The sequence below is a fragment of the Mesoflavibacter zeaxanthinifaciens DSM 18436 genome (assembly GCF_000422365.1).
GTDB classification, from domain to species: domain Bacteria; phylum Bacteroidota; class Bacteroidia; order Flavobacteriales; family Flavobacteriaceae; genus Mesoflavibacter; species Mesoflavibacter zeaxanthinifaciens.
On sequence record NZ_AULQ01000009.1, the window covers coordinates 52,018 to 77,701 of the forward strand.

The window sequence follows — 25,684 nt, forward strand, 5'->3', positions numbered from 1 at the left end:
AGTTTTATATTTTTACATCACTAAATCTAAATTAAGCATGCATTGCATTTTTGTAAACAATAAGCCAATTTACCTAACAACAACAGTAGATAAAGAAACTGATTTTAAAAATTTTTTATTAAAAGATGTAGATTTAAATGTGGTGTTAAAAACATTAAGTAAGAAAAAAATAAATTCGGTTAGATTAATTGGTCATTCTGAAGATAAATTGCTTAAAAATTTTAAAAAGAAATTACCAAACGTAGTTGCTGGTGGTGGAAAAGTATATAATGAGAATGGCGAAATTTTATTTATTTACAGAAACGATAAATGGGATTTACCTAAAGGTAAAGCTGAAAAAAAAGAATCTATAGAAGACACTGCTATTAGAGAAGTTGAAGAAGAAACTGGTATTAAAAATTTAGAAATTATAGATAAACTTCCTACTACATATCACATATACAAACGCAACGGAAAACACAAGTTAAAAATAACACATTGGTATAAGATGAAATCTGATTTTAAAGGAAAATTACATCCTCAACTAAATGAAGGTATCACAAAAGTAGAATGGTTAAATGAAAAGCAAGCGAAAGAGGCTTTAGAAAATTCTTATGCCAATATAAAATTGCTGTTTTAAATACCGATTATTTAGTTGGTCTTTGTTGGTTAAGCTTGTTTTGACTGATTTTTTATGGTTTACACCTGGTTTATGTGTATTTAAAAGATGTTTTTGAGCATTTAAACTTGTAAAAAATGCTTTAATCCGTTAATAGATTTTTGTTGCTTTTAACCTATTAATTTTCTGTAAGAGATTTCGGTAATCTAAATTTACTCATAATTATGTAAATGCTATAAACCAACAAATTATGAGTAAAAAATTACTTAATCCATTAACTAAAAAGTTATTTTTAGTTTCCCTTTTCTCCCTTTTTATTTCAATAACAGCTTTTGCAAATGACGATACATGGTGTGGTCATATTGATGGCTTTAAATTTAAAAGCGGAAATAGTTCTGTGATGATTAATAATTACGGGACTTACAGTATTAACGAACTACCAAATAACTTTTATATACAGTTAATTGTTGGTGGTTACTCACAAAGTGCAAAGTTTTATTTGCAAAACTTAAGTACAGGAGCTACTTACAATATTACAGAAAATTATGAGCCTTATACCTTTCCTGGAGGCGGAAGTGCTTGGAATTATGGTACAGGTGTATTTAAACTTAAGGCAAAACTTTACAAATATAATTATTGTGGCGGATGGACTTGTGATACAGAAACTGTACAATTTACAATAACAAATGCTTCTTCTTGCGGACAAGTAGATGGATTTACGTTTACTAACGGAGTAACATCTACAGATATTGTAAATGGAAACTCATATGAAGTTAGTGATTTACCAACAAACTTTTTTGTAGAGTCTGTTGTTACAGGTAATTCTGAAAGTGTTAAACTAATACTTAAAAATTTAGATACAAATCAAACTTTTTATGTTGGAGAAAACTATGAACCATATACAATACCAGGTGGCGGATCTGTTTGGAATTACGGTTACGGTAATTTTAAGTTAACATCTAAGGTTTATATTTATGACTATTGTCAATCTACTGTATGTGATCAAGAGACTATTTATTTTACCTTAAACAATACAGTATCTTGTGGAGAACTTACTGCTTTAAATTTTACAAATGGAGACGACTCTGTAGCGTTAAATGATGGTCAATCTTATAACATACAAGATTTACCTGCTAACTTTTATATAGATTCTGCTATAGAAGGAGATGTAAGTAAAGTAAAATATTATGTAACTAATTTAGACACCAATACAACAACTGGTATTACAGAAAGTGTAGCGCCTTACACTTATCCAAGTACGGGAAGCTCTTGGAATTTAGGCACAGGAAACTTTAAAATAACCGCAAAACTATATACTACAACAATTAGTTATTATGGTAATAATTGTGGTAGTAATAGTCAAACAACGGTATTTTGTGACAAATACACTTATACTTTTACACTTACAGACTCAGCTGTTTGTGGAAGCATAGATGGTTTTGCATTTACAGATGGTGTAAACTCTAATAATATAGTAGATGGTCAATCTTATTATATTGAAGATATACCAACAGATTTTTACATAAATACTTTAACTAACGGAGAAGTAGAAAATGTGCAATTAGAGGTTACTAATCTTGATACAAATCAAATATTTTCAATAACTGAAAGTGTTACTCCATATACTTATCCAGCTGGTGCAGCTTCGTGGAATTTAGGTTTAGGTAATTTTCAATTAACCGCAAAGCTTTACTCTCAATCAGCAAGCAGTTATTCTAATAACAATAACAATTGTGGCGATAATAATGATAACTCTTTAATTTTATGTGAAGAACAAACTATACAATTTACATTATTAGAGCAAGCTTGTGAAGTTTTAGCAGGTACAGGAATTCCTAGTTTGGATGTTATTGTAATACCTTTAGGAAATACTTTTAATATTAATATAACACCTAACGATGATAATATAGTTCCTTCTGGTTATAACTTAGGTACAGTTTTAGCATCAATAGATAATGAAATCATATATTCAGTTAGTGAAAATTTAACGTTAACGCTTCCTTATTTAAATGGACCATACAATGTACACATGTTTGTATACGATCCTTTAACATTTGATATATCAAGTATTAATTTAGGAACAGATACCATAGCTGATGTTCAAAATGTAATTAATAACAATAATATTTGTGCAGATATAGCTAATACTGGATCACAAATTGTAATTATTCCTGGAGGAGTAGATCAAAGAGCAGCACAAACAGAAACAGAAGATAAATCTAAAAAAGACCAAGTTAATAACTCAACTAAAAGTGCACTGCAGCAATTAGTGGTAGCAAAAGTAGAAGAGGAAGAGGCATTGACCAATGCTGTTAAACTTTATCCAAATCCTGTTGTTGATTATTTAACAGTAGATTTAGTATTTAACGAAGGTGAAATTTTTGAATTTACAATTACAGATTTAAATGGAAAACAAGTTATGAAAGGTAATGTTGCTAATAAAGCAAATACTGTAAACTTAAACCAATTGGTTAATGGATTGTATATTATCAAACTAAAATCTGGGTTTAGAACAATATCTAAGAAAATAGTAGTAAGAAAATAAGATTCAATTTAGATTACTAATTAAAAAGCCGCTACATTTTGTAGCGGCTTTTTTTATTTTAAAATCCTGTAAATAGGATACTGTAAATGTGCATTTTCGTAATTAGGACTGTGTTTGTGTATCCAGTCTAATTGCGTATACCAATTATTAGCAAAGCTCTCGTTTTTAGATTTAATAGAATCAAATTGACGCTTAATCTCTGGGTTTTGGTTTAAAAATTCTAACGCTTTATCTTCCCAAACATAAGGAGAAAAACCTTCTTTTTGCTGAAGAATGGTATCAAAAAAGTTCCAATTAAAAAATGAATCTGGAGCAGAAGGTTCTAAGGTTTCAATTAAATACCTCATTCCATATTGATCAGTTTCAACTAAAAGATCTCCTTTTTTAAAAGTGATATTTTCTATAGTAGAAGTAACGGTAGTGTTGTAATGTTGGTAATGTCCTTCGTATGGTGTTTGTCGTGTATTAAATTTTTCAATTTTATAACTTTCAACAGAAATAGTACTATCATTTTGTAAAGGCTTCATTTCAATATTATTCATTTTTAAGCGCTCTAAAATTGGCCACCAACCTTTAGGGATGATGTATGCTTTAGGTATTTTTACTTTTGTAGTTGGTTTAAAATAATTCATGTAAGTAACATCCTTTGTAAAAGGTAGATTGCGATTATATTTTAAACGTTGTAGACCAGTAACTTTACTAGTAATCATTTTGCCTTCATAACCTTTAAACTTTAGCGTAGTTTGTTTTGTTGTGTCTATTTTCCAATCTAAAGGATATAGATTATTAGTGTAAGTTTTATTAAAAGCTTCTTTTCTTAGTTTTTTTATGTTTTTTGCTTCTGTGTTTACAATTTCAATCATGGTTTTCATTAACTCGTAAGTACCTTCAACACGTGGTTTGTAGGGCTTTAACATATGGGTTTCTACCATCATACCTAAGGTGTTAAAAAGTGTAGTGTATCCTGTTGAGTATCTTGGGTAATCCATAAATTGAGAAAAGCCTTTTTCTGGTACGCTATTAAATACATTAACGTATGGAGTAATATCCCAATTTTTTTTATCAAGTCTCTGCTCTAATTCTGGTTGAATAGTATTGTGTAGATACTTGCCTAACTCTCCATCTAATTTGTTGTGCTGTGTAAATAAATGAGTAAGTGTATATTGGTAGTCTGCACCATTACTAACATGATTGTCAATAAAAACATCAGGTTTTACTAAATGAAAAATTTTAGCAAAAGCTTTTGCATTTTTACTATCTGCTTTTATAAAATCTCTATTTAAATCAAAATTACGAGCATTACCTCTAAAACCATATTCTTCTGGTCCGTTTTGGTTGGTTCTTGTAGTGCTGTTTCTGTTTAAGCTACCTCCAATATTGTAAATAGGTATTGTTGCTAAAACAACATTTTTAGGCATCTTTATTTTACCTTGTACAAGATCTCTAAATAAAAGCATGGTAGCATCAATACCATCAGATTCTCCTGGATGTATGCCATTATTGATTAAAATGATACGCTTGTCTTTTTTTATACTTTCAAAATTGAAATTACTATCAGGATTTAATGTAACAAGGTGTAATGGTTCTCCGCTATCAGTTTCACCAATTGCTTGAATATGGACTTTTGAGTAACTATCGGCTAATTGTTTATAAAACTCAATAACTTCGTTGTAAGTCGGAGTTTTAGTTCCATTAGAGGTTTCAAAAACAGTAGTAAAACTTGGTGTTTTATCTTCTTCACAAGAAAAATAAATAAAACCAACTAAAAAAAGCAGAGCGATTTTTTTCATAAAAGCGATTATTTAAATCTAATTACTACAAATATAGTATATAGGCTTGTGTTTTTTGTAATTAGATGTACTTTTGCAAGCTTAAAAGCCAAGACAATGACAGAGTTTATTAGAAAAATAGTTCCTAATGCTAAAGATGATGTATTAGCAGGTATTACAGTTTCTTTAGCAATGATTCCAGAAGTAGTTGCGTTTGCTTTTGTTGCACAAATAGATCCGTTAATGGCACTTTCTGGTGCATTTATTATAGGTTTAATTACTGCAATTTTTGGTGGTAGACCAGGATTAATTTCTGGTGCGGCAGGAGCTGTAGCTGTAATATTTGTATCTATGATTGCAGAAGGACACACTAAAGGAATGTTAATGGATACACCTATAGAAAATATGGGTTTTTTCTACCTTATGGCTTGTGTCGTCTTAATGGGTTTAATACAAATATTTGCAGGTGTTTTTAAATTAGGAAAATTTGTTAGACTAATACCACATCCTGTAATGATGGGATTTGTAAACGGACTTTCTATCGTCATTTTTATAGCACAAGTAAAAATGTTTAGCCATAAGAGTTTACAAGTTTCTGATGAAGGTGTTAAACGATATGTTAGCACTTTTATGGATGGAACAGAATTGTATACTATGATAGCTTTAGTGTTATTAACTATGGGAATTATTTGGTCACTTCCAAAGCTTACTAAAAAATTACCAGCTGCATTAACAGCAATAATTGTAACTAGCTTAATAGTAATTGGTTTTAATATTGATGTACCAACTGTTGGTTCTTATATAATTGAAGGTGGCGGAACTGGATTAAAAGGAGAATTTCCGACTCCAAATATGGAGTTGTGGGAAAAATTACCATTCAATCTAGATACATTAAAATTTATAGCATTACCTGCATTTTTAGCAGCTTCTGTTGGATTAATAGAAACTTTAATGACTATGAATCTTGTAGACGAATTAACTGAAACTAGAGGTAATGGTAATAGAGAATGTATTGCACAAGGTGCAGGAAATATTGTTTCTGGTTTATTTGGTGCAACTGGTGGTTGCGGTATGATTGGTCAAACTGTAATTAATATTAATTCAGGAGGTAGAGGAAGATTGTCAGGCATAATGATGGCGCTCACATTATTGTCATTTGTTCTATTTGCAGATAAGTTAATAGAAATGGTGCCAATTGCAGCATTAGTTGGTGTCATGTTTATGATGGTTATAGAAACATTTGCATGGTCAAGTTTTAGAATATTAAAGAAAATACCTAAATCTGATGCGTTTGTTTTAATCACTGTGTCTTTAGTAACTGTTTTTGTAGATCTAGCAGTAGCAGTATTTATTGGTGTAATCATTTCGGCATTAGCTTTTGCTTGGGAAAATGCAAAGCGAATTAGAGCTAGAAAAAGAATGAAAGCCGACGGAACTAAAGTTTACGAAATTTGGGGGCCATTATTTTTTGGAAGTATCTCTGCATTTAATGAAAAATTTGACGTCAAAAACGATCCAGAAAAAGTTGAAATTGACTTTGTAGAGTCAAGAATTAGTGACCATTCTGCTTTAGAAGCTATTTTTAATTTAGTTGAAAAGTATGAAGCAGAAGGCAAACAAATTAGATTAAAACACCTTAGTGAAGATTGTAAAATATTGATGTATAAGGCAAGTCCAAAATTTAGAGAAGTTGTAATCGAAGCTATTGATGATCCAAGATATCATTTAGCAGAAGATCCAGAGAAATTTCCTAAACCTTTATCAGAATATAAGTTTTAGGATATAAATACTTAAAGTTTTAAGTGTCTAAAGTATTTAAAGTTCTTTTAGTGCCACTTTTTCAACTTAGGTCATCCGTCATCCGTCATCCAACTTCTAACGTCAACTATTTTACTCGTACACTTTTAGGTACTAGTTTGGTGTAATCTCCGTTATTTTTAATGACGTCTCTAACAATAGAAGACGATATAAAACTTGTTCTAGCTGCAGTTAGTAAGAATACAGTTTCTATGGTAGATAATTTACGATTTGTATGTGCGATAGCTTTTTCAAATTCAAAATCTGCAGGATTGCGTAAGCCTCTTAAAATAAAATCAGCTTCAATTTCTTTGCAAAAATCAACTGTAAGTCCTTTATAAGTAACTACTTTTATTTTGGGTTCGTCTTTAAAAGCCTCTTCAATAAATTGCTTTCTTTCTTCTAAAGAAAACATATATTTTTTTGAAGAGTTTACACCAATAGCAACAACTACTTCATCAAATAACTTAATACCACGTTTGATAATATCGTAATGTCCATTGGTAATTGGATCAAAAGATCCAGGAAAAAGTGCGCGTCTCATATTTTAAAGTTAGTTATTTTAAAGCTTCTTCAATAGCATTTGTGAATAATTCTTGTAAACTAATACCTGCAGCAGCAGCTTGTTGAGGTAAAATACTTTCGTTAGTTAATCCAGGTACTGTATTTACTTCTAATAGATGCGGTTGATTGTTTTTAAATATAAATTCACTTCTAGAAAAACCTTTCATTTTTAAAACCTCATAAACCTTCTTAGCGGTTTTCGTAACAATTTCTTCTTGTTCTTTTGTAATTCTAGCAGGTGTAATCTCTTGAGATTTACCTAAGTATTTAGCTTCGTAATCAAAAAAGTCATTTTCGCTAACAATTTCTGTTATTGGTAAGACTTTGGTGTCTCCTTTATAGGTAATAACACCAACCGATACTTCGGTTCCATCTAAAAAAGATTCGATAATAATTTCGTCATCTTCTTTAAAAGCAACTTCAATTGCGTGCTGTAAATCTTCTTTTTTATGCACTTTGGTAATTCCAAAGCTACTACCTGCTTTGTTAGCCTTTACAAAACAAGGTAAGCCAACTTTACTAATAATTTCGTCTTCATTAATAGTGTCGCCAGTATTTAAAAAATAGCTTTCTGCAGTTAAAATTCCGTAAGGTTTTAAAATACTTAAACAATCACGTTTATTAAAAGTTATCGCAGCTTGGTACATACTGCAACTAGTGTGCTTAATGTCTAGTAAGTTAAAATAACCTTGCATAAAGCCATCTTCTCCGGGACTACCATGTATAGCGTTAAAAACACAATCAAACGTGATTTTTGTATTGTCTTTAGTGAAAGAAAAGTCGTTTTTATCAATTGGGTATTCACTATCGTCTTCGTCTACATAAACCCATTTATCTTTAAAAATATGAATGCGATACGCATTAAACTTTTCTTTATCAAGCGTGTTGTAAACTACGTTTCCGCTTTTTAATGAGATTTGATATTCGCTAGAATATCCGCCCATAATAATGGCTATATTTTTTTTCATTTAGTCTAAATTATATCGAAATACTCTAAGGTTTTCAATAATCCTAAAAAATATTCGTTGTGTAAAAATATCATTTATTTTAATCCGAAGGAAAACCTTTTTGTTTTTATATATTTGTCTACATAAATTTTACTAAATGAGTTTTATTGGTTTTATAAAAAGTAAAGAATTTTTAAAGCAAATTATAATTGCTATTATAGCAGTTGTAGTAATTGTTTTTTTGTTGCTTAAATGGTTAAACGTAACCACAAATCACGGTACATTTGAGACTGTACCTGACTTAACAGGAAAATCTATTGAGGTAGCTAAGATGGAGTTAGAACAAAATAATTTGGTAATGCAAATTCAAGACTCTGCTAATTTTAATCCAAACTACCCAAAATTTGCAGTTATAGAACAAGACCCAAAACCAAATGCTCAAGTTAAAGAAAATCGTAAAATTTACATTACCTTAAATCCTTCAGGATATCGTAAAGTTGCAGTTCCAGATTTAAGACAACGTACATTTAGACAAGCAAAACCAACCTTAGAAGCTTTAGGCTTTAAAGTAGGGAAGAAAACCTACATTGACAATATTGCTAAAGATATGGTTTTAGGTATGCGTTACAAAGGAAAAGTTTTAGATCCAGGAACAAAATTGCCAAAAACAGCTTCAATAGATTTAGTTTTAGGTAACGGTAATCGATAAAATAATTTATATAATGGACGATTACACACCAGAATTACCAGAAGAAGATAACGACGATCTTTACGAGCATTATTCGTTTACCGCAGATAAAGGACAATCACCTTTACGTATCGATAAATGGTTAATGAATAAGGTAGAAAACGCTACCCGAAACAAAATACAAGACGCCGCAAAAAACGGAAGCATCTTTGTAAATGGTACACCAGTAAAACCCAACTACAAGGTAAAACCAAATGATCAGGTACGCGTATTATTTCAACATCCGCCACATGAAAATTTATTAGTTGCAGAAGATATTCCATTAGACATCGTTTATGAAGACGATCAATTATTAGTTGTTAACAAACCAGCAGGCATGGTTGTACATCCAGGACATGGTAATTATTCCGGAACATTAATTAACGCACTAATTTTTCATTTTGATAATTTACCAAACAATTCAAGTGAGAGACCAGGATTAGTTCATCGTATAGATAAAGATACATCAGGATTGTTAGTGGTTGCAAAAACCGAACACGCTATGGCGCATCTTACTGCTCAATTTAAAGCCAAAACTAGCGAGCGTGAGTATGTTGCAATAGTTTGGGGAAACATAGAAGAAGACCAAGGTACAATAGAAGGTAACATAGGAAGACATCCAAAAAACCGATTACAAAATACCGTATTCTTGGACGATGAAGCCGATAAAGGAAAACCAGCAGTAACGCACTACAAAGTTATAGAGCGTTTAGGTTATGTTACACTAGTAAGCTGCAAATTAGAAACCGGACGTACGCACCAAATACGCGTACACATGAAGCATATAGGACATACCTTATTTAATGACGAGCGTTACGGCGGAAACCTAATCTTAAAAGGTACAACCTTCACCAAATACAAGCAATTTGTAGAGAACTGTTTTAAAGTATTACCACGTCAAGCCTTACATGCCAAAACCTTAGGATTTATGCATCCAACAAAAAACGAATTTATGAGTTTTGACACGCCAATACCACAAGACATGCAAGATTGTATAGAAAAATGGAAAGGTTACTCCAAACATATAGATAATAATTAGGGCGTTACCACAAGGGTCGCGCTATTCACTATATCTTTTTTTGCAAATGTTTAAAGCTTAACCACAAAGTAAAAGCAGCAAAAAAAGGATGTCGTTACTATCGCTAACGCGCTTAATCAAACCCAATAATAAAACCGAATAGTTCTATTGTAAATTACTATATATTCAGCTTTTATAACGCAGTAACAATTTGTAATTTAGTATCTGTAAAAAGATAGATTTATGAAACTAGTATTATCACCAGCAAAGTCATTAGATTTTGAAACCCAATTGCCAACAAATAAAACCACTCAGCCACAATTTTTAGAGCAATCTTTAAAGTTAAATAAAGCACTAAAATCAAAAAGCCCAAAGTCTTTATCAAAGCTAATGAGTATAAGTGATAAGTTAGCAGATTTAAATTACCAACGTAATCAAGAGTTTACAGTACCATTTACAGACGATAACGCCAGACCAGCAATGTATGCTTTTAATGGTGATGTATATAAAGGATTAGATGCTTACACTATACCAAAAGATAAGCTTGAACTTACACAAAATACGGTTAGAATTTTATCCGGACTTTACGGTGTTTTAAAACCATTAGATTTAATACAACCATACCGTTTAGAAATGGGAACCAAGCTTAAAGTGGGTACAAAAGATAATTTATATCAATTCTGGAAAAAAGATATTGTAAATACGTTAAATGAAGAGTTAGAAGACGACGAGTTGTTTGTTAACCTTGCGTCTAACGAGTATTTCAAAGCAATTGATAAAAAAGCATTAAAAGTACCTGTAATAGACATTACGTTTAAAGAATTTAAAAACGGTAAGCTTAAAATTATTTCATTTTATGCCAAAGAAGCACGTGGTTTAATGGCAAGATATATTATTGACACTAACGCAAAAACTTTAGATGATTTAAAAAAGTTTAATTACGACAACTATCAATTTGATGGAAAACTCTCAGAAGAAAATCACTTGGTCTTTACAAGATAACAAGCGAACAGAACAAGAACGTAACGTTTTTAAACCAACGGGCAAACCAGCAAAAAGTAAAAATATAACTTATTTGTTTTGGGCAGTAATTATAGTACTTGCAATAAGTTATTTATTACCATTTTTATATGAAGATAGAGTAGAAGTTTGCTTTACAGAAACATACTGTTTTAACTCTCAAGACAATATATTTTTATATGGTTTATATGTCTTTTTTAATATTACAATATTACTGCTAGCAGTATTTGGTGCATATGTAGTAGGAAAAAAAATAGGGCAAAAGTTTAAAATTTAAGCTTTTGCCTTTTTATCTACATTAATTTTAGTTTCTGGTCTTACACGTTTTTTTATTTTTGGTCGTCTAACACCAAAAGTACCTCTGTGTATTTTACCACGTTTAGATTTTTTATCTCCTTTTCCCATATTTTAATTGTATTTTTCTACACTTAACATACAAAAAATATAAACCAAATCCAAGACTATATTGTGTTTAAACATCATCATCCATATCCGCCATTCATTAAAAAAGATACTAAAAAACTGATTGTTGGGACATTACCACCACCAAGATTCAGTACAGGCGATTTGTTGGAAAAAGATGTAGATTTTTGTTATGGTAGTTATTACAATTCACTTTGGTTGTATATTGATAAAATACATAATCTAAACTTAAGATTTGATAATTCTCAAGAAGCTATAGACCAGCGAAAAGATTTTTTAATCAAACACAAAATAGGCGTTTGTGATATTGTAAATAGTTGCGAAAGAGAAAAAATAGACGCTTCAGATTTAGGAATGTTTAATGTTAAATTAAGAGATGTTATAGATTACATTAAACGATTTTCTAATATTGAAACCATACTTTTTACTGGCGGAAATAGTAAAAATGGACCAGAGTATTTCTTTAGAAAACATATAAAAGATTACAATATAAAATTAGAATTGGTCTCTAATGAAATACCAAGAATTCATCAATTTGAATTACCAAATACTAATTCAGAAAATAGAGTTATTAAAACAGTATCTCTAACCTCATCTTCAGGTAGCGCTAATCGAGCCATAGGAAGTAATCCGTTATATAAACAGCTTAAAGCTAAGAATCCAAAATTCAACACCTTTGATTTTAGAGTGTTGCAGTATCAAGAGTTTTTTTAGAAAATAAATCTAAATGTGTTTATGCTTGTATCTTATATTCTATTGGAGCAAAAAATAATTAAGTCAAAAATGATTTATAATATAAACAGCAGCGATAAAACTAAAAAACCATTAATTAGCCGTACATTCGCAGCTAATTAAAGAGGTAACCTAAAAAAATAGTGTTTATCTCACAAACATTATTTATGTCATTTCAATCTTTAGGTTTATCTCAACCTTTACTAAAAGCAATTAGTAAAAAAGGATACACAACACCAAGTCCAATACAATTAAAAGCGATACCACCAGTTTTAGATGGTAATGATGTATTGGCTTCTGCACAAACAGGAACAGGTAAAACTGCAGGTTTTACCTTACCATTACTGCACATTTTATCAGAAAACCCTAAAAAGAAGTTTAGACCTATTCGTGCGTTAATTTTAACGCCAACTAGAGAGCTTGCAGCTCAAGTCTATACAAATGTAAAGGAATATAGCGAGTTTTTAAATTTGCGTAGCGCAGTAATTTTTGGTGGAGTCAACCAAAAACCACAAATAGCGACTATTAGAAAAGGTGTAGACGTTTTGGTAGCAACACCAGGACGGTTATTAGATTTAATTAATCAAAATGAATTGTCTATAAAACGTGTAGAAATTTTTGTTCTAGATGAAGCGGATCGAATGTTAGATATGGGTTTTTTAAGAGATATTGAACGTGTCATGAAATTTATGCCAGACAAACGTCAAAACCTGATGTTTTCGGCAACATTTTCTAAAGACATTAAAAAACTGGCTAACGGAATTTTAAACAATCCTATTCAAGTTGAAGCAACTCCAGAAAATACAACTGTAGAGGCTATTTCGCAAAAAGTATATCGTGTTGCAAAAGGTAAAAAAACAGGCTTGGTTATCAAACTAATTAAAGATGGAAACTGGAAGCAAGTTTTAGTATTTACAAGAACCAAACATGGCGCCAATAAATTGTGTAAAAAAATGGACCAAGTTGGTATAAAAGCAGCAGCAATCCACGGAAATAAAAGTCAAGGCGCGCGTACCAAAGCTTTAGAAGGCTTTAAAAGCGGAAGTATTAATGTGCTTGTTGCAACAGATATTGCTGCGCGTGGTTTAGATATACCGTTATTACCACATGTAATAAATTTTGAAATCCCTAATATTTCAGAAGATTACGTACACCGTATTGGACGTACAGGTAGAGCAGGAGCAGATGGGCAAGCTATTAGCCTAGTAAGTGCAGACGAAACTACATTTTTAAAAGATATAGAAAAATTAATAGGCGAAAAGTTACCCGTCGAAATTTTAGAAGGTTTTGAGCCAGATCCAAATGCGTCTACTGCTCCGATTAGACCAGGACAAAATAGAAGATCAAAAAGCAATAATTCTAATAAGCCTAAAGGCGAAAGAAAAAGCACAACTTCAAACTCAGGAAGAAGACAAAGAAATCGTAATAAAAACAGAAATTCTAATAGAAAAAGTAACAATTAAATGACACCTGTTTTAAAAGAAAAGATTATTAAAGTTTGTGACCAGAAAATTAAAACAAAAGGTGAAAATGTTGGTGTTTCATTTTATGCGTTTTTTAAAAATAAAAATGATAATCCAGAATTGTTGATGGAAGCAGCTACTTGGTGGATTAAAACTCATAAATTAGATCATTTTGAAAAGGCTATTAAAATAAAGGAATTAGTAGAAAATATCTAATGGAAAATCAACCTAATAATCCACTACACGGTATAAAACTAGAAAAAATTGTAACCGACTTACAAGCACATTATGGTTGGGAATACATGGGACATGTTATTAAGATCAATTGCTTTATTAGCAATCCTTCAATTAAATCTAGTTTAAAGTTTTTGCGTCGTACACCTTGGGCAAGAGCAAAAGTAGAAGCGATGTATTTAAATTATTTAAAGCATAATAATCCTAAATAAATACAAGCAAGAAATTGGTAATTATAAAATAGCTGTTGTAAAAACGTTATTTACTAAAACGCTTAGAAAAGATTATTTTTAGTTAAGTTTTTGTCTAGCTTTTTGCTTTTTTTAGCTAAATAACGACGTAAGACACCACCTTTTACATTGTTTACATCAAACTCTACAATAAACGCTTCTTTATCAATACTAGTAACTATTCGATACATTTTTTTTATATCTATACGGTTTATAATGGTATGTATAATATCAAAATCTTCAGTTTTGCCTTTACTGCCAAATCCTTTTTGACCTTTATAAATAGTCATTCCTGCTCCTAGTTCATTAATGATTGCAACTTTTATTTTCTCATAATGGGTTGATACAATGGTAATACCAATAAAATCTTCAAAACCTTCAATAACCAAATCTGTAACTTTTGCAGTGACAATGTAGGTTAGAATAGAGTACATCGCAATTTCTTTAGAAATTACAAAAGCAGTAATAGAAAATAAGATGATATTAAAAACAAGAATAACTTTTCCTATACTAATGCCAAACCTATCATTAATAAATATGCCTAAAATCTCTGATCCATCAAGTACAGCACCATTTCTAATCGCAATACCAATACCTGCGCCAAGAAACAAACCGCCAAATATGGAAATTAAAAATTTATCTTCTGTGATAATTTCAAAGTTTTCAAAGTGAATAAAAAGAGCTAACCCAATAATACTAATAATAGATTTTAAAATAATTCTTTTAGATACAGTAAAATACCCCATAATTAAAAACGGAATACTAAAAACAATCAATAATATAGAGATATTAATATTTATTAGTTTATTAATTAATAAAGCTATACCAGTTACACCTCCATCCATAAACCCGTTTGGTAATAAAAATGCTTTTAAGCCAATACTAGCAAGAACAATACCCAATAGGATTTGAAAATATTCTGAAAAAAAATTAAAAACATTAGAGGTTTTAGGTGTCATATTTTAATGGTTTAACTGTCTTAATCCTTCATAAATTACAATACTAACTGCATTAGCAATATTTAGACTTCTAATATGTTGGCTATGAAGTGGTATTTTATATAAATTATTAGCTTCTTTTTCTATTAAAGATTTAGGTAAGCCAACCGATTCTTTTCCGAAGACCAAAAACAAATCTTCTTCAAACGGAATATCCCAATGGGTTTTTTTTCCGTGTGCAGATAAAAAAGCCATTTTTTTGTTTTTGTTTTTAGAGAAAAAATCATCTATATTATCATAATAAATAACCTCTAGGTGCTGCCAATAATCTAAACCAGCTCTTTTTAAACGTTTGTCTGTAAGTTCAAAACCAAAGGGTTTGACCAAGTGTAATTTACTACCAGATCCTAACGCTAATCTACCAATGTTTCCTGTGTTATTTGGTATTTCAGGTTCTATTAAAACAATATTAAGCGACATTCTTTTTATTGATTTTTAAGATGAAAATTCTAATTAAAAGTACCCAAGGAAATCCATGTAATACAACGTCAAACCAATCCATCAGCAGCATGCCATTTGCACCACCAGCAATCCATTTTAGTTTTCCCCAAAGATGAGGTTCGGGAAAAAAAGGAGCTAAACCAAGCGTTAAGCAGAGTAGTATTATTAAACGAAAATCATTAAGTAATTTCATAAAAAAAAGCCTATTCTACCTTTTAAGAATAGGCTTTAAATATAAATATTTACAGATTAACTGTTTGTTTTATTTTGCTGATTTTTGATTGTTTTTTCATCAATATCAAAATCGTTTGTTTCCAACTTTGTGTTTCCTGTCGGATTAGTTGGATTGGTTTGTTCTTTTGTTCGTTTTAATTTTCTGTCGGCTATAATTCCCATAATTTTTCTTTTTTTGTTCAATTATAATTTAAGAAAAACAATGAGAAATTTTCATAAATCGTTGTTAAACAATTCTTTTAAGATGTTAATAAAAAAGCCTGCATAACTTATGCAGGCTTTTTTATGGTTTAGAAATATTTTAGTCATTTACTTGACCAATCTCATTAATTTCTTCAGAGTTTGGTGCTTTAGGATCTGGACCATATTGATTAGGACCTTTATCTCCTTCTGTAACAAAAAGAATTAATAACCAAATCCCACCAATTAATGGTATTAAACTAATTAGATAAAACCATCCGCTTTTTCCAACATCATGTAATCGTCTTACAGCTACAGCTAAACTAGGGATAAACACTGCTAAAACATAGATAAGGTATAAAAACATAAAACCAGGAGCTTCTAATAGACCTGATAGTACACCAGAAACTAAAGCAATAGCTACTATAAATAAAAAATTAAATAAGACAAACATCCAATACTCTTGACGTCTTGCTCTTCCTTCAAAATTTGCGTAATTATCTCTTACGACTTTTAAATACCATTCCATAATGAAATATTTTAATTGGTTAGTGATTAATAACCAAATATATGTTTTATTTTCTTACAGAGCTGATGAAGTCTTCTATTTTGTTAACACCGTTATTTGATAAATGTTTAATAAACGCGCTTCCAATAATAGCTCCTTTAGCATAAGTTGTGGCTTGAGTAAAAGTATCGTTGTTATTTATTCCAAATCCTACGATTTGCGGATTGTTAAGTTGCATATCTGCAATGCGCTTAAAATAATTGGTTTGCGTATCACCAAAACCTTTACTGCTTCCTGTAACACTCGCGCTACTAACCATATAAATAAATCCGTTTGAAATAGAATCTATAAATTTAATACGCTCTTTTGAGGTTTGAGGTGTAATTAAAAATACATTTATTAATCCGTACTTTTCAAAAGTACTTTTGTATTGTTCGTTATACACATCTACTGGCAAATCAGGAATTATTAATCCATCTATACCAATTTCTTGACATTTTTTACAAAAAGCCTCAACACCATATTGCAACATCGGATTAAAATACCCCATGATAATTAATGGAATAGAAACGGTTTTTCTTACATCTTTTAATTGCTTAAAAAGCACTTCTGTAGTCATTCCATTTTTTAGAGCTTCTGTAGAGCTTGCCTGTATGGTTGGCCCATCTGCTAAAGGATCACTAAAAGGTAACCCAATCTCTATCATATCTACACCGCTTTTTTCTAGATTTTCTATTATTGTAAGGGTATCATTTAAGTTTGGATAACCTGCTGTAAAGTATATAGACAAAAGTTTTTTGTCTTCGTTTAGTTTTTGGTTTATTCTGTTCATTTTATATGTTATTCCTATTTAAGTAGGAATCTATTTTTAGGTTTTTATTTGGATTCCGCATTAAGTGCGGAATGACAAGTTTTAAATTTTAAAATAGTCTATATAGTTTTGTAAATCCTTATCACCACGACCAGATAAACTTACTACAACAATATCGTTAGGTTTAAACGTTTTTTGTTCGAAAACACCTAATGCATGAGATGTTTCTATAGCAGGAATAATACCTTCTAATTTGCACAATTCTAAACCAGCTTGCATGGCTTGATCATCTGTAATCGAAATAAACTCGGCACGACCAGTTTTGTATAAATGCGCATGCATTGGTCCAACGCCAGGATAATCTAATCCTGCTGAAATAGAATAAGGCTCGGTAATTTGACCATCGTTAGTTTGCATTAATAAAGTTTTACTTCCGTGAATGATGCCTTCTTTTCCTAATACAGATGTTGCAGCACTTTCACCAGAATCTACGCCTAAACCAGCAGCTTCTACAGCGATAAGTTTTACGTTTTCATTATTTAAATAATGGTAATATGCGCCAGCAGCATTACTACCGCCACCAACACAAGCAATAACGTAGTCTGGATTTTCGGTACCTTCTTTGTCTTTTAGTTGAAATTTAATTTCTTCTGAAACTACTGCTTGAAACTTTGCTACCATATCAGGATAAGGATGCGGACCAACAACACTTCCAATAATATAATGTGTGTCTACAGGATTATTAATCCAATCTCTAATAGCTTCGTTTGTAGCGTCTTTTAAGGTTTTGCTTCCAGAGGTTGCAGGTATTACTGTTGCGCCAAGCATTTTCATACGTGCTACATTTGGTGCTTGACGTGCGATATCAATTTCACCCATGTAAACAATACATTCTATACCCATAAGTGCACAAACTGTTGCTGTTGCTACACCATGTTGTCCAGCACCAGTTTCGGCAATAATACGGTTTTTGCCTAGTCGTTTTGCCATTAAAATTTGACCAATGGTATTGTTAATTTTATGTGCACCAGTATGATTTAAATCTTCGCGCTTTAAATAGATTTTAGTGTTATATTTTTCTGAAAGACGTTTGGCAAAATAGAGTGGAGAAGGACGACCAACATAATCTTTTAATAATTGGTCAAACTCTGCTTTAAAAGAAGGTTCTGCCATGATGTTTAAGTAATTTTGACGTAATTCTTCTACGTTTGGATAGAGCATTTCTGGGATAAATGCACCGCCAAAATCTCCGTAATACCCTTTTTCGTTAATGTTGTAATTCATAGTATTTTATTTTATCGTCAGGTCAATTAATTCCGATTTATCAGAATTGTATCAAGACCTTTTGCTTCTAGTTACAATTTTTTCGTTTCTCAAAAATAACTCGAAGTGACCAATTTGTTTTTTTGTGTCATTCCTACGTAGTTAGGAATCTTTTTAATTTTACATTTCTTTTATTCAGTTTGAAATAGATTCCGCATCAAGTGCGGAATGACATGCTGCTCTTAAATTTTTCTAATGCTTCAATATCTTTTAAACCAGGTGTAATTTCAAATTTGCTATTCACGTCAATAGCGTAACAGTTTTTGGATTCCTTTTTTTGCTGGAATGACAAAATAGATTCAACTTCATTTAAACCTATTCCGCCACTTAAAAAATAAGGTGTTGTTGAAGGATAGTTTTTTAATACGTCCCAATTAAATGTGTATCCATTTCCGCCAGGTAATTTTCCTTTTGTATCGAATAAAAAATAGTCACAAATGTTTTCAAAAGGTTGTAATACTGAAAAATCAAAATGGTCTTTTATTGAAAAGACTTTGATGATTTTTATAGATTTTTCGCTGTGGTCTGAATGACAATGTGTTTTTAATTCTTTACAAAATTCAGGTGTTTCTTGTCCATGTAATTGGATAACGTTTAATTGATGTGTTTCAATTTTACTCAAAATAAACTCTAAACTAGCATCTACAAATACACCAACTTTTTTTACTGTTTTTGGTAACTTAGGAATAACACCTTCAAAAAAACGACTTGATTTTTCGTAAAAAATGAAACCCAAATAATCAGGTTGCAACGCAGCAACTTGATTAATGTTGTCTTGGTATTTCATTCCGCAAACTTTTAGTTTCATATTCTTGTCATTCCTGCGTAGGCAGGAATCTATTATTTAATTACTATTTATGGTCATTTCGACGTGAGCAAAGCGATTGAGAAATTACATCATGATGAGATGTCTCACATGCATTCAACATGACAATTATCTATTTAATTCTTCAATAAACACTTTTGCATTTTCTCCCGGATTGTCTGTTTTCATAAAGTTTTCACCTATTAAAAAACCTTTGTAGCCAAATTGCTTTAAATCTTTAATGGCTTCAACAGTGCTTATTCCGCTTTCAGATACTTTTACAAAATCATTAGGGATAATTTCGCTTAACAGTTTACTAGTTTCAAGAGAGACTTCAAAAGTTTTTAAATTTCTGTTGTTTACGCCTAACATATCAATACTTGGCATGATGGATTTGTGTAATTCTTCTTCATTATGAACTTCTAATAAAACATCTAAATTTAATTGTTTAGCAAGTGTTGAAAACTGCTTAATTTCTTCTTTAGAAAGTATTGCAGCAATTAGTAAAATAACATCTGCACCATAAGCTTTTGCTTCTATAATTTGATATTGGTCAATTATAAATTCTTTTCTAAGTAGTGGTAAATTACTACTTGCTCTAGCAAGAATTAGATCGTCTAAACTACCGCCAAAATATTTACCGTCGGTTAGTACAGACATACCACAAACACCAGCGTTTTCGTAACCTTTTGCAACATCTTGAACGTTTAAATCTTGATTTATAGTTGCTTTAGAAGGTGAACGGCGTTTATGTTCTGCAATGATACCTGAAGCGCTATTTTTTAATCTTTCTGTTAATGAAATGGTTTGTCTTTGGAATAGAAACGATTGTTCTAATTGTTTGGCTGAAATAAGTGATTTTTTTAAATCGACTTCTTTACGTTTATCTGCTGTAATTTTATCTAAGATGTTCATTTTCATTACAATTTTATTGGTCTTTTAAAACTTCTTGATATGATATCTATTAATAACTTAATTCTATTAATTTTTGTAAGCTGCGTTTTGCTTCACCTGTACCAAGACTTTCTTTAGCAAGTTTAAATCCTTCCTGATGAGAAATTTGCTTAACTGTAGCAATAGCAAGACCTGCATTAGCACAAACAACATCGTTTTGCGCTTTAGTGCCTTTTCCTGAAATTACTTTTTTGAAAATTCTAGCAGCATCTTCAACAGTATTACCACCAAAAATTTCTGAAGCTTCAATTTGTTCTATATTTAAGTCGCTTGGGTCTAAAATAACTTCAGATTGGTTAGTGATGATTTTTGTTTTTCCTGTCAGTGAGATTTCATCATAACCATCTATTGCATGAACAATGCTGTAGTTTTTATCGGTTTGTTGGTATAGGTAACCATATAGGCGTTGTAATTCTAGATTAAATACACCAACCATTTGATTTTTAGGAAACGCTGGATTTACCATTGGGCCAAGCATGTTAAAGAACGTTTTTACGCCTAACTCTTTTCTTATTGGGCCTACGTTTTTCATTACTGGATGAAATAAAGGTGCGTGCATAACGCAAATACCAGCTTGGTCAATACAGCGTTTTAAAACATCTTCATTGTTGGTAAAATGCACTCCTAGTTTTTCTAAAACATTGGAAGATCCTGAAGCTGAAGATACGCCATAATTACCGTGCTTTGCAACTTTAACTCCTGCTCCTGCTGTAATAAAAGAGGATAATGTTGATATGTTAAATGTGTTTTTACCATCACCACCAGTACCGCATAAATCTATAGCGTTAAAATCTGAAAGATCTACAGGTATACACAATTCTAAAAGCGCATCACGAAAACCTTGCAGCTCTTCTAAAGTAATGCTTCTCATCATGTAAACAGTTAAAAAAGAAGCTATTTGACTTTTGTTGTAAAGACCTTCTGAAATATTTACTAATACTTGTTTTGCTTCTTCGCTAGAGATGCTTTCGTGATTTATTAATCGGTTTAATATGTGTTTCATAATTATTTTAACGTGACAATTTTTTTTAAATCTTTTTTGATTCCTTATCTCTTGAAGGAAAGACGGATTTATTCTTTTAGCCAGTTTTCTAAAATTTTTTTTCCGTAAGGTGTTAATACACTTTCTGGATGATATTGTACACCTTTTACATCATATATTTTATGGCGTAAAGACATGATTTGTCCGTTTTCGTCTACCGAAGTAGCTTCTAAACTTTCAGGTAAATTAGGGTCTACAACCCAAGAGTGATATCGTCCTACTTCAATGGTTTTTTCTAATCCGTTAAACAATGATTCGTCATCTACAGTAATTGTTACTTTTGTTGATACACCATGATACACATCGTTTAGATTAATTAATTGTCCCCCGAAAACTTCAGCAATTGCTTGTTGCCCTAAGCAAACACCAAAAATACTTTTTGTAGGTGCATAAGTTTTTATGATTTCTTTTAATAAACCAGCCTCTTCAGGAATACCTGGACCAGGCGACAATACTACTTTATCAAATTGCTCTACAAAATCTATAGTAAGTTTGTCGTTTCTTTTTACGGTAACATTGCAGTTAAGGTCTTCTAAATAATGTACTAAGTTGTACGTAAAACTGTCGTAATTATCTATAACTAATACTTTTTTCATGTTTATTTAGATTTAGGATTAATTAATTTGTTCTGCTAAATCAATTGCTTTTGTTAAGGCTCCTAGTTTGTTGTAAACTTCTTGTAATTCGTTTTCTGGAATGGATTTAGATACAATTCCTGCGCCAGCTTGCCAATGTAGGTTATGGTCTTTGCTTATAAATGTACGTATCATGATGGCGTGATTGTAGTTACCTTTAAAATCCATAAAACCAATTGCACCTCCATAAAATGCACGACTTGTTTTTTCGTATTTTTCTATAAGTTGTAAAGCTTTATGTTTTGGAGCGCCGCTTAACGTGCCCGCAGGAAAAGTATCAGCAACAACTTGCATTGTCGCTGTGTTTTTATGAACTTTACCTGTAACTTTACTTACTAAATGTATAACGTGCGAAAAGAATTGCGCTTCTCTGTAAGTTTCTACTTTTACTTCGCTTCCGTGTCTGCTTAAATCGTTTCTTGCTAAATCAACTAGCATGACATGTTCTGCATTTTCTTTAGCGTCTTCTGCTAATTTTTTAGCTAGCTTTTGGTCTTCTTCATCATTACCTGTTCTTTTAAATGTGCCAGCAATTGGATGTATTTCGGCTTGACCGTTATTAACTACTAGTTGTGCTTCTGGAGAGCTTCCGAAGATTTTAAAATTTCCGTAGTCAAAATAAAACAAATACGGAGAAGGATTAATACTTCTTAATGCACGATATACGTTAAACTCATCACCTTTAAAGCTTTGAGAGAATTTTTTAGATAACACTAACTGAAACACATCACCTCTTGCACAATGTTTTTTAGCTAACTCTACGTGATTTTTATAGTCCTCATCTGTTAGGTTAGACTTTATTTCAGATTCTGTGTTAAATTTATATGTAGCATAATTTTTAGAGCTTATTAATTGTAAAACTTCGTCTATATTATTATCTGTCTCAAAACAATGGGCAAAAATATATGCTTCATTTTTAAAATGATTTATGGCTATGATGTTTTGGTAAACTGCATAGTAAATATCAGGTATATCTAAAGAATTTGGTTTTTTACTAATAGAAACATCTTCAAAATGTTTTACAGCATCATAGGCAGTGTAACCAAAAATACCATTGTTGATAAACTTAAAATCTGTTTCAGAATTGACTTTAAATCGTTTAGTAAACTTATGTATCATTTGAGTTACATTTCTTACTCTGTTACTCATAACACTTCCGTCAGGAAAAGTTTGTGTAATAGCTTTGTCATCTACTTTAATAGAGGCTATTGGATTGAAACAGATGTAAGAAAAACTGTTATCGTTAGCGTGATAATCGCTACTTTCTAATAGGATACTATTTGGATATTTATCACGAATTTTTAAATAGATACTAACGGGTGTTATCGTATCTGCTAAGATTTTTTTGTAATGAGTGTATAAGCTAAATGTTTTCATAATGGTAAAAAAAAAAAGGCTTGTCGTGAATGACAAGCCTTTATAAAATATTTTTAAATTAAATATACTAAGGGTTTACTTCACGAAGATTGAAATCTTGAAGTTCCACCACCAAGTATGATTTAAAATTGTGTTCATGTGTTTTATTTACGGTGTAAATATAAAAATGAAATTTTAGTTTTCAAATATAATCAGCAATTAATTATTTGTTAAAACTTAAAATAACACATAGGTGATTATTATTTTTATTCTAAAATTTAGATTTAATGAGATACATATTGCCAATTTTAGTGGTTTTATTAATGGTTTCTTGTAAAGAAGAAAGTAAAGAAATAACATTTACAGAAGTAGATTATAACGGTTTAGAAAAAGTGCTAAACAAACAGGACAATAAGACTTATGTAGTTAATTTTTGGGCAACTTGGTGTGCGCCATGCGTTAAAGAATTACCTTATTTTGAAAGGATTAATAAACAATATAAAGATAAAAATGTAGAGGTTGTTTTGGTCAGTTTAGACTTTCCTAAGCATTTTGATACAAAACTTAAAAATTTTATAAACGAAAAACAGTTACAGTCAGAGCTTTATGCTTTAAATGATATGGATTCTAATTATTGGATTCCAAAAGTAAATAAAGACTGGTCTGGTGCTATACCAGCAACTTTAATTTATAATTCTAAAAAACGAGAATTTTTTGAGCAAGCTTTTGAGTATGAAGAATTAGAAAGAACACTAAATAAATTTTTAAAATAACTCTCATGAAAACAACACAGAAATTATTAACATTATTTGTACTAGTGCTAACAATTAGTGCTTTTACAATTAAACCTAAAGAAGGTTATAAAATAGGTGATATTGCTACCGATTTTAAATTAGAAAACATAGACGGATCTATGGTGTCACTTTCAGATTTTAATGAAGCAAAAGGATTTATAGTAACTTTTACATGTAATACATGTCCATATGCAGTAGCTTATGAAGACAGAATTGAAGCCTTAAATAAAAAATATTCAAGTAAAGGTTACCCTGTTATTGCAATTATGCCAAATAATACAGATGTAAAACCAGGAGATAACATGGAAGCAATGCAAAAAAGAGCCAAAGAAAAAGGTTTTACATTTCCGTATCTAATTGATAAAGGTCAAAAGATTTATCCACAATATGGAGCCACTAAAACACCACATGTGTATGTTTTGCAAAAAACTAAAAAAGGAAATATTGTTAAATATATTGGCGCAATAGATGATAATTTTCAAGATGCAAATGCAGTAAAAACTAGATATGTAGAAGATGCTGTTAACGCATTGCTATCAGGAAATGAAATTAAAGTTAAGGAAACAAAAGCTATTGGTTGTACTATAAAAGTATAAAAGTTTATAATTTTATTTAAAGTTAAGACCCGAAATGTAACATTCCGGGTTTTTTTACGTCTATATAACTTAGAAATCTTAATTTTGAAAAAAAATATTTAAAAGATGGCAAATTTATCTCAAAAAGATTGGACAGAGCAGCTTAATGCAGATGATAATGCAGTAATATTAGATGTAAGAACAGAAGCTGAAGTTGCAGAAAAGAAAATACCAAATTCAATTAATATAGATATTTATAAAGGGCAAGGATTTGTTTATCAACTTGAAGAACTTGATAAATCAAAAAACTACTATGTGTATTGTAGATCAGGAGCACGTAGTGAAAAAGCTTGTAATATTATGAATCAATTAGGTTTTGATAATGCTTATAATTTATTAGGTGGTATATTAGAATGGACAGGAGACGTAGAATAAATAAACTTTTTAGTATGAAAAAACCTTTAATTTTATTCTTGTTATTAGCAGTTATTGTAAGCTGTAAAACAGTAACCGAAGGAGAAATAGAAGTTGTGTCACAAGAAGAGATGCAAACATATCTTAATATGGAAGATGTGCAACTAATAGATGTAAGGACTCCAGAAGAGTATGATGCAGGACATATTGCAACAGCACAAAACATAAATTTTTTATCACCAACTTTTGAAAATGATATACAACAGTTAGATAAAAACAAACCAGTATTGGTGTATTGTCACATGGGAGGTAGAAGTGCTAAATGTGCAGAAAAAATGAAGTCCCTAGGATTTGTTAAAATTTATGACTTTAAAGGCGGATACAGTAAATGGTTAAGCCAAGAAGAGAAATAAAAATAAAAAGCCTTACATTTCTGTAAGGCTTTTTTGTTGAGATTTAATAAATTTAATAAAATGATTAATAGCCAAAAAATAAATTTAACTCAACAATTAGCTAACTTAAGATAATGGCTTCTCCCAAAACATTA

At 30.8% G+C, this 25,684-nt stretch carries 31 protein-coding genes; 15 read left to right on the plus strand and 16 right to left on the minus strand.

Annotation, left to right across the window (positions count from 1 at the left end):
* Positions 1–37: 37 nt before the first annotated feature.
* Together H574_RS0109560 and H574_RS0109565 are read left to right on the plus strand one after the other, a co-directional pair.
* A complete protein-coding gene (locus tag H574_RS0109560; protein ID WP_027880365.1) occupies positions 38–619 on the plus strand; it encodes an NUDIX hydrolase in 582 nt (193 codons plus the stop codon).
* A gap of 229 nt (positions 620–848) precedes the next feature.
* The gene (locus tag H574_RS0109565; RefSeq protein ID WP_027880366.1) at positions 849–3,143 is read left to right on the plus strand and encodes a T9SS type A sorting domain-containing protein; all 2,295 of its coding nucleotides are present in this window, start codon (positions 849–851) and stop codon (positions 3,141–3,143) included.
* Between the two features lie 53 nt (positions 3,144–3,196).
* Here the strand turns inward: H574_RS0109565 and H574_RS0109570 are convergent, their stop codons facing one another.
* Complete coding sequence (locus tag H574_RS0109570; protein WP_027880367.1) at positions 3,197–4,933, minus strand: M14 family metallopeptidase; 1,737 nt, start codon at positions 4,931–4,933, stop codon at positions 3,197–3,199.
* A 96-nt stretch (positions 4,934–5,029) separates the two neighbouring features.
* Here H574_RS0109570 and H574_RS0109575 point away from each other — a divergent pair, with 96 nt between their 5' ends.
* Positions 5,030–6,691: a SulP family inorganic anion transporter gene (locus H574_RS0109575; RefSeq protein WP_027880368.1), complete on the plus strand. Its 1,662-nt coding sequence runs from the start codon at positions 5,030–5,032 to the stop codon at positions 6,689–6,691.
* 106 nt (positions 6,692–6,797) lie between these two features.
* Here the strand turns inward: H574_RS0109575 and coaD are convergent, their stop codons facing one another.
* Positions 6,798–7,253, minus strand: coding sequence for a pantetheine-phosphate adenylyltransferase (gene coaD, locus H574_RS0109580; RefSeq protein WP_027880369.1), 456 nt, complete (start codon positions 7,251–7,253; stop codon positions 6,798–6,800).
* A 13-nt stretch (positions 7,254–7,266) separates the two neighbouring features.
* A complete protein-coding gene (locus H574_RS0109585) occupies positions 7,267–8,241 on the minus strand; it encodes a D-alanine--D-alanine ligase (RefSeq protein ID WP_027880370.1) in 975 nt (324 codons plus the stop codon).
* A gap of 136 nt (positions 8,242–8,377) precedes the next feature.
* Here H574_RS0109585 and H574_RS0109590 point away from each other — a divergent pair, with 136 nt between their 5' ends.
* The 4 genes from H574_RS0109590 (at position 8,378) to H574_RS0109605 (ending at position 11,262) form a co-directional block, all read left to right on the plus strand.
* Complete coding sequence (locus tag H574_RS0109590; RefSeq protein WP_027880371.1) at positions 8,378–8,929, plus strand: PASTA domain-containing protein; 552 nt, start codon at positions 8,378–8,380, stop codon at positions 8,927–8,929.
* 13 nt (positions 8,930–8,942) lie between these two features.
* On the plus strand, positions 8,943–9,986 hold the full coding sequence (locus H574_RS0109595; RefSeq protein WP_027880372.1) for an RluA family pseudouridine synthase: 1,044 nt from the start codon (positions 8,943–8,945) through the stop codon (positions 9,984–9,986).
* Positions 9,987–10,208: 222 nt separating this feature from the next.
* Positions 10,209–10,967 carry a peroxide stress protein YaaA gene (yaaA, locus tag H574_RS0109600; RefSeq protein WP_027880373.1) on the plus strand — a complete coding sequence of 253 codons (759 nt, stop codon included), beginning with the start codon at positions 10,209–10,211 and terminating at the stop codon, positions 10,965–10,967.
* The gene (locus H574_RS0109605; RefSeq protein ID WP_027880374.1) at positions 10,924–11,262 is read left to right on the plus strand and encodes a hypothetical protein; all 339 of its coding nucleotides are present in this window, start codon (positions 10,924–10,926) and stop codon (positions 11,260–11,262) included. Before yaaA ends, H574_RS0109605 begins: the two co-directional genes overlap by 44 nt.
* On the opposite strand, the gene H574_RS14580 is transcribed toward H574_RS0109605, so the two are convergent.
* A complete protein-coding gene (locus H574_RS14580) occupies positions 11,259–11,390 on the minus strand; it encodes a 30S ribosomal protein THX (protein WP_081653201.1) in 132 nt (43 codons plus the stop codon). The two genes, H574_RS0109605 and H574_RS14580, sit on opposite strands and share 4 nt — an antisense overlap.
* A 63-nt stretch (positions 11,391–11,453) precedes the next feature.
* On the opposite strand from H574_RS14580, the gene H574_RS0109615 reads away from it, so the two are divergent.
* From H574_RS0109615 to H574_RS0109630, 4 genes are all read left to right on the plus strand, one after another.
* Positions 11,454–12,122, plus strand: a complete 669-nt coding sequence (locus tag H574_RS0109615; protein ID WP_027880375.1) for a uracil-DNA glycosylase family protein — start codon at positions 11,454–11,456, stop codon at positions 12,120–12,122.
* Between the two features lie 185 nt (positions 12,123–12,307).
* A complete protein-coding gene (locus H574_RS0109620; protein ID WP_027880376.1) occupies positions 12,308–13,603 on the plus strand; it encodes a DEAD/DEAH box helicase in 1,296 nt (431 codons plus the stop codon).
* Positions 13,604–13,819 (plus strand): DUF6500 family protein, encoded by a 216-nt coding sequence (locus tag H574_RS0109625; RefSeq protein WP_027880377.1) that lies wholly within the window; start codon positions 13,604–13,606, stop codon positions 13,817–13,819. It begins immediately after the preceding gene.
* A complete protein-coding gene (locus H574_RS0109630) occupies positions 13,819–14,049 on the plus strand; it encodes a VF530 family protein (protein WP_027880378.1) in 231 nt (76 codons plus the stop codon). The genes H574_RS0109625 and H574_RS0109630 overlap by 1 nt, the downstream gene beginning before the upstream one ends.
* 62 nt (positions 14,050–14,111) lie before the next feature.
* Here H574_RS0109630 and H574_RS0109635 read toward each other — a convergent pair whose 3' ends face one another.
* The 12 genes from H574_RS0109635 to H574_RS0109690 all read right to left on the minus strand — a co-directional run bounded on the left by H574_RS0109635 (position 14,112) and on the right by H574_RS0109690 (position 23,375).
* Complete coding sequence (locus tag H574_RS0109635; RefSeq protein WP_051169872.1) at positions 14,112–15,026, minus strand: YitT family protein; 915 nt, start codon at positions 15,024–15,026, stop codon at positions 14,112–14,114.
* Between the two features lie 3 nt (positions 15,027–15,029).
* On the minus strand, positions 15,030–15,485 hold the full coding sequence (locus tag H574_RS0109640; protein ID WP_027880380.1) for a tRNA (cytidine(34)-2'-O)-methyltransferase: 456 nt from the start codon (positions 15,483–15,485) through the stop codon (positions 15,030–15,032).
* On the minus strand, positions 15,475–15,699 hold the full coding sequence (locus H574_RS0109645) for a hypothetical protein (protein ID WP_027880381.1): 225 nt from the start codon (positions 15,697–15,699) through the stop codon (positions 15,475–15,477). Before H574_RS0109645 ends, H574_RS0109640 begins: the two co-directional genes overlap by 11 nt.
* Positions 15,700–15,755: 56 nt before the next feature.
* Positions 15,756–15,902 carry a hypothetical protein gene (locus H574_RS14760; protein WP_169558272.1) on the minus strand — a complete coding sequence of 49 codons (147 nt, stop codon included), beginning with the start codon at positions 15,900–15,902 and terminating at the stop codon, positions 15,756–15,758.
* Between the two features lie 139 nt (positions 15,903–16,041).
* Positions 16,042–16,449, minus strand: a complete 408-nt coding sequence (locus tag H574_RS0109655; protein ID WP_027880382.1) for a DUF805 domain-containing protein — start codon at positions 16,447–16,449, stop codon at positions 16,042–16,044.
* Between the two features lie 46 nt (positions 16,450–16,495).
* Positions 16,496–17,260: a tryptophan synthase subunit alpha gene (gene trpA, locus H574_RS0109660; RefSeq protein ID WP_027880383.1), complete on the minus strand. Its 765-nt coding sequence runs from the start codon at positions 17,258–17,260 to the stop codon at positions 16,496–16,498.
* 81 nt (positions 17,261–17,341) lie between these two features.
* Complete coding sequence (gene trpB / locus H574_RS0109665) at positions 17,342–18,523, minus strand: tryptophan synthase subunit beta (RefSeq protein WP_027880384.1); 1,182 nt, start codon at positions 18,521–18,523, stop codon at positions 17,342–17,344.
* Positions 18,524–18,719: 196 nt separating this feature from the next.
* A complete protein-coding gene (locus H574_RS0109670) occupies positions 18,720–19,370 on the minus strand; it encodes a phosphoribosylanthranilate isomerase (protein ID WP_027880385.1) in 651 nt (216 codons plus the stop codon).
* A gap of 126 nt (positions 19,371–19,496) precedes the next feature.
* Complete coding sequence (gene trpC, locus H574_RS0109675) at positions 19,497–20,282, minus strand: indole-3-glycerol phosphate synthase TrpC (RefSeq protein ID WP_027880386.1); 786 nt, start codon at positions 20,280–20,282, stop codon at positions 19,497–19,499.
* 49 nt (positions 20,283–20,331) lie between these two features.
* Positions 20,332–21,324 (minus strand): anthranilate phosphoribosyltransferase, encoded by a 993-nt coding sequence (trpD, locus tag H574_RS0109680; RefSeq protein ID WP_027880387.1) that lies wholly within the window; start codon positions 21,322–21,324, stop codon positions 20,332–20,334.
* A 68-nt stretch (positions 21,325–21,392) separates the two neighbouring features.
* Positions 21,393–21,959: an anthranilate synthase component II gene (locus H574_RS0109685; protein WP_027880388.1), complete on the minus strand. Its 567-nt coding sequence runs from the start codon at positions 21,957–21,959 to the stop codon at positions 21,393–21,395.
* An 18-nt stretch (positions 21,960–21,977) separates the two neighbouring features.
* Entirely contained in the window at positions 21,978–23,375 is a 1,398-nt protein-coding gene (locus H574_RS0109690) for an anthranilate synthase component I family protein (RefSeq protein WP_027880389.1), read from the minus strand.
* 266 nt (positions 23,376–23,641) lie between these two features.
* Between H574_RS0109690 and H574_RS0109695 the strand changes: the two genes are divergently transcribed.
* From H574_RS0109695 to H574_RS0109710, 4 genes are all read left to right on the plus strand, one after another.
* On the plus strand, positions 23,642–24,127 hold the full coding sequence (locus tag H574_RS0109695) for a TlpA disulfide reductase family protein (RefSeq protein ID WP_027880390.1): 486 nt from the start codon (positions 23,642–23,644) through the stop codon (positions 24,125–24,127).
* Positions 24,128–24,132: 5 nt separating this feature from the next.
* The gene (locus H574_RS0109700) at positions 24,133–24,744 is read left to right on the plus strand and encodes a thioredoxin family protein (RefSeq protein ID WP_027880391.1); all 612 of its coding nucleotides are present in this window, start codon (positions 24,133–24,135) and stop codon (positions 24,742–24,744) included.
* Positions 24,745–24,849: 105 nt separating this feature from the next.
* Positions 24,850–25,158: a rhodanese-like domain-containing protein gene (locus tag H574_RS0109705; RefSeq protein ID WP_027880392.1), complete on the plus strand. Its 309-nt coding sequence runs from the start codon at positions 24,850–24,852 to the stop codon at positions 25,156–25,158.
* 14 nt (positions 25,159–25,172) lie between these two features.
* Positions 25,173–25,550, plus strand: coding sequence for a rhodanese-like domain-containing protein (locus tag H574_RS0109710; protein ID WP_027880393.1), 378 nt, complete (start codon positions 25,173–25,175; stop codon positions 25,548–25,550).
* Positions 25,551–25,684: the final 134 nt, after the last annotated feature.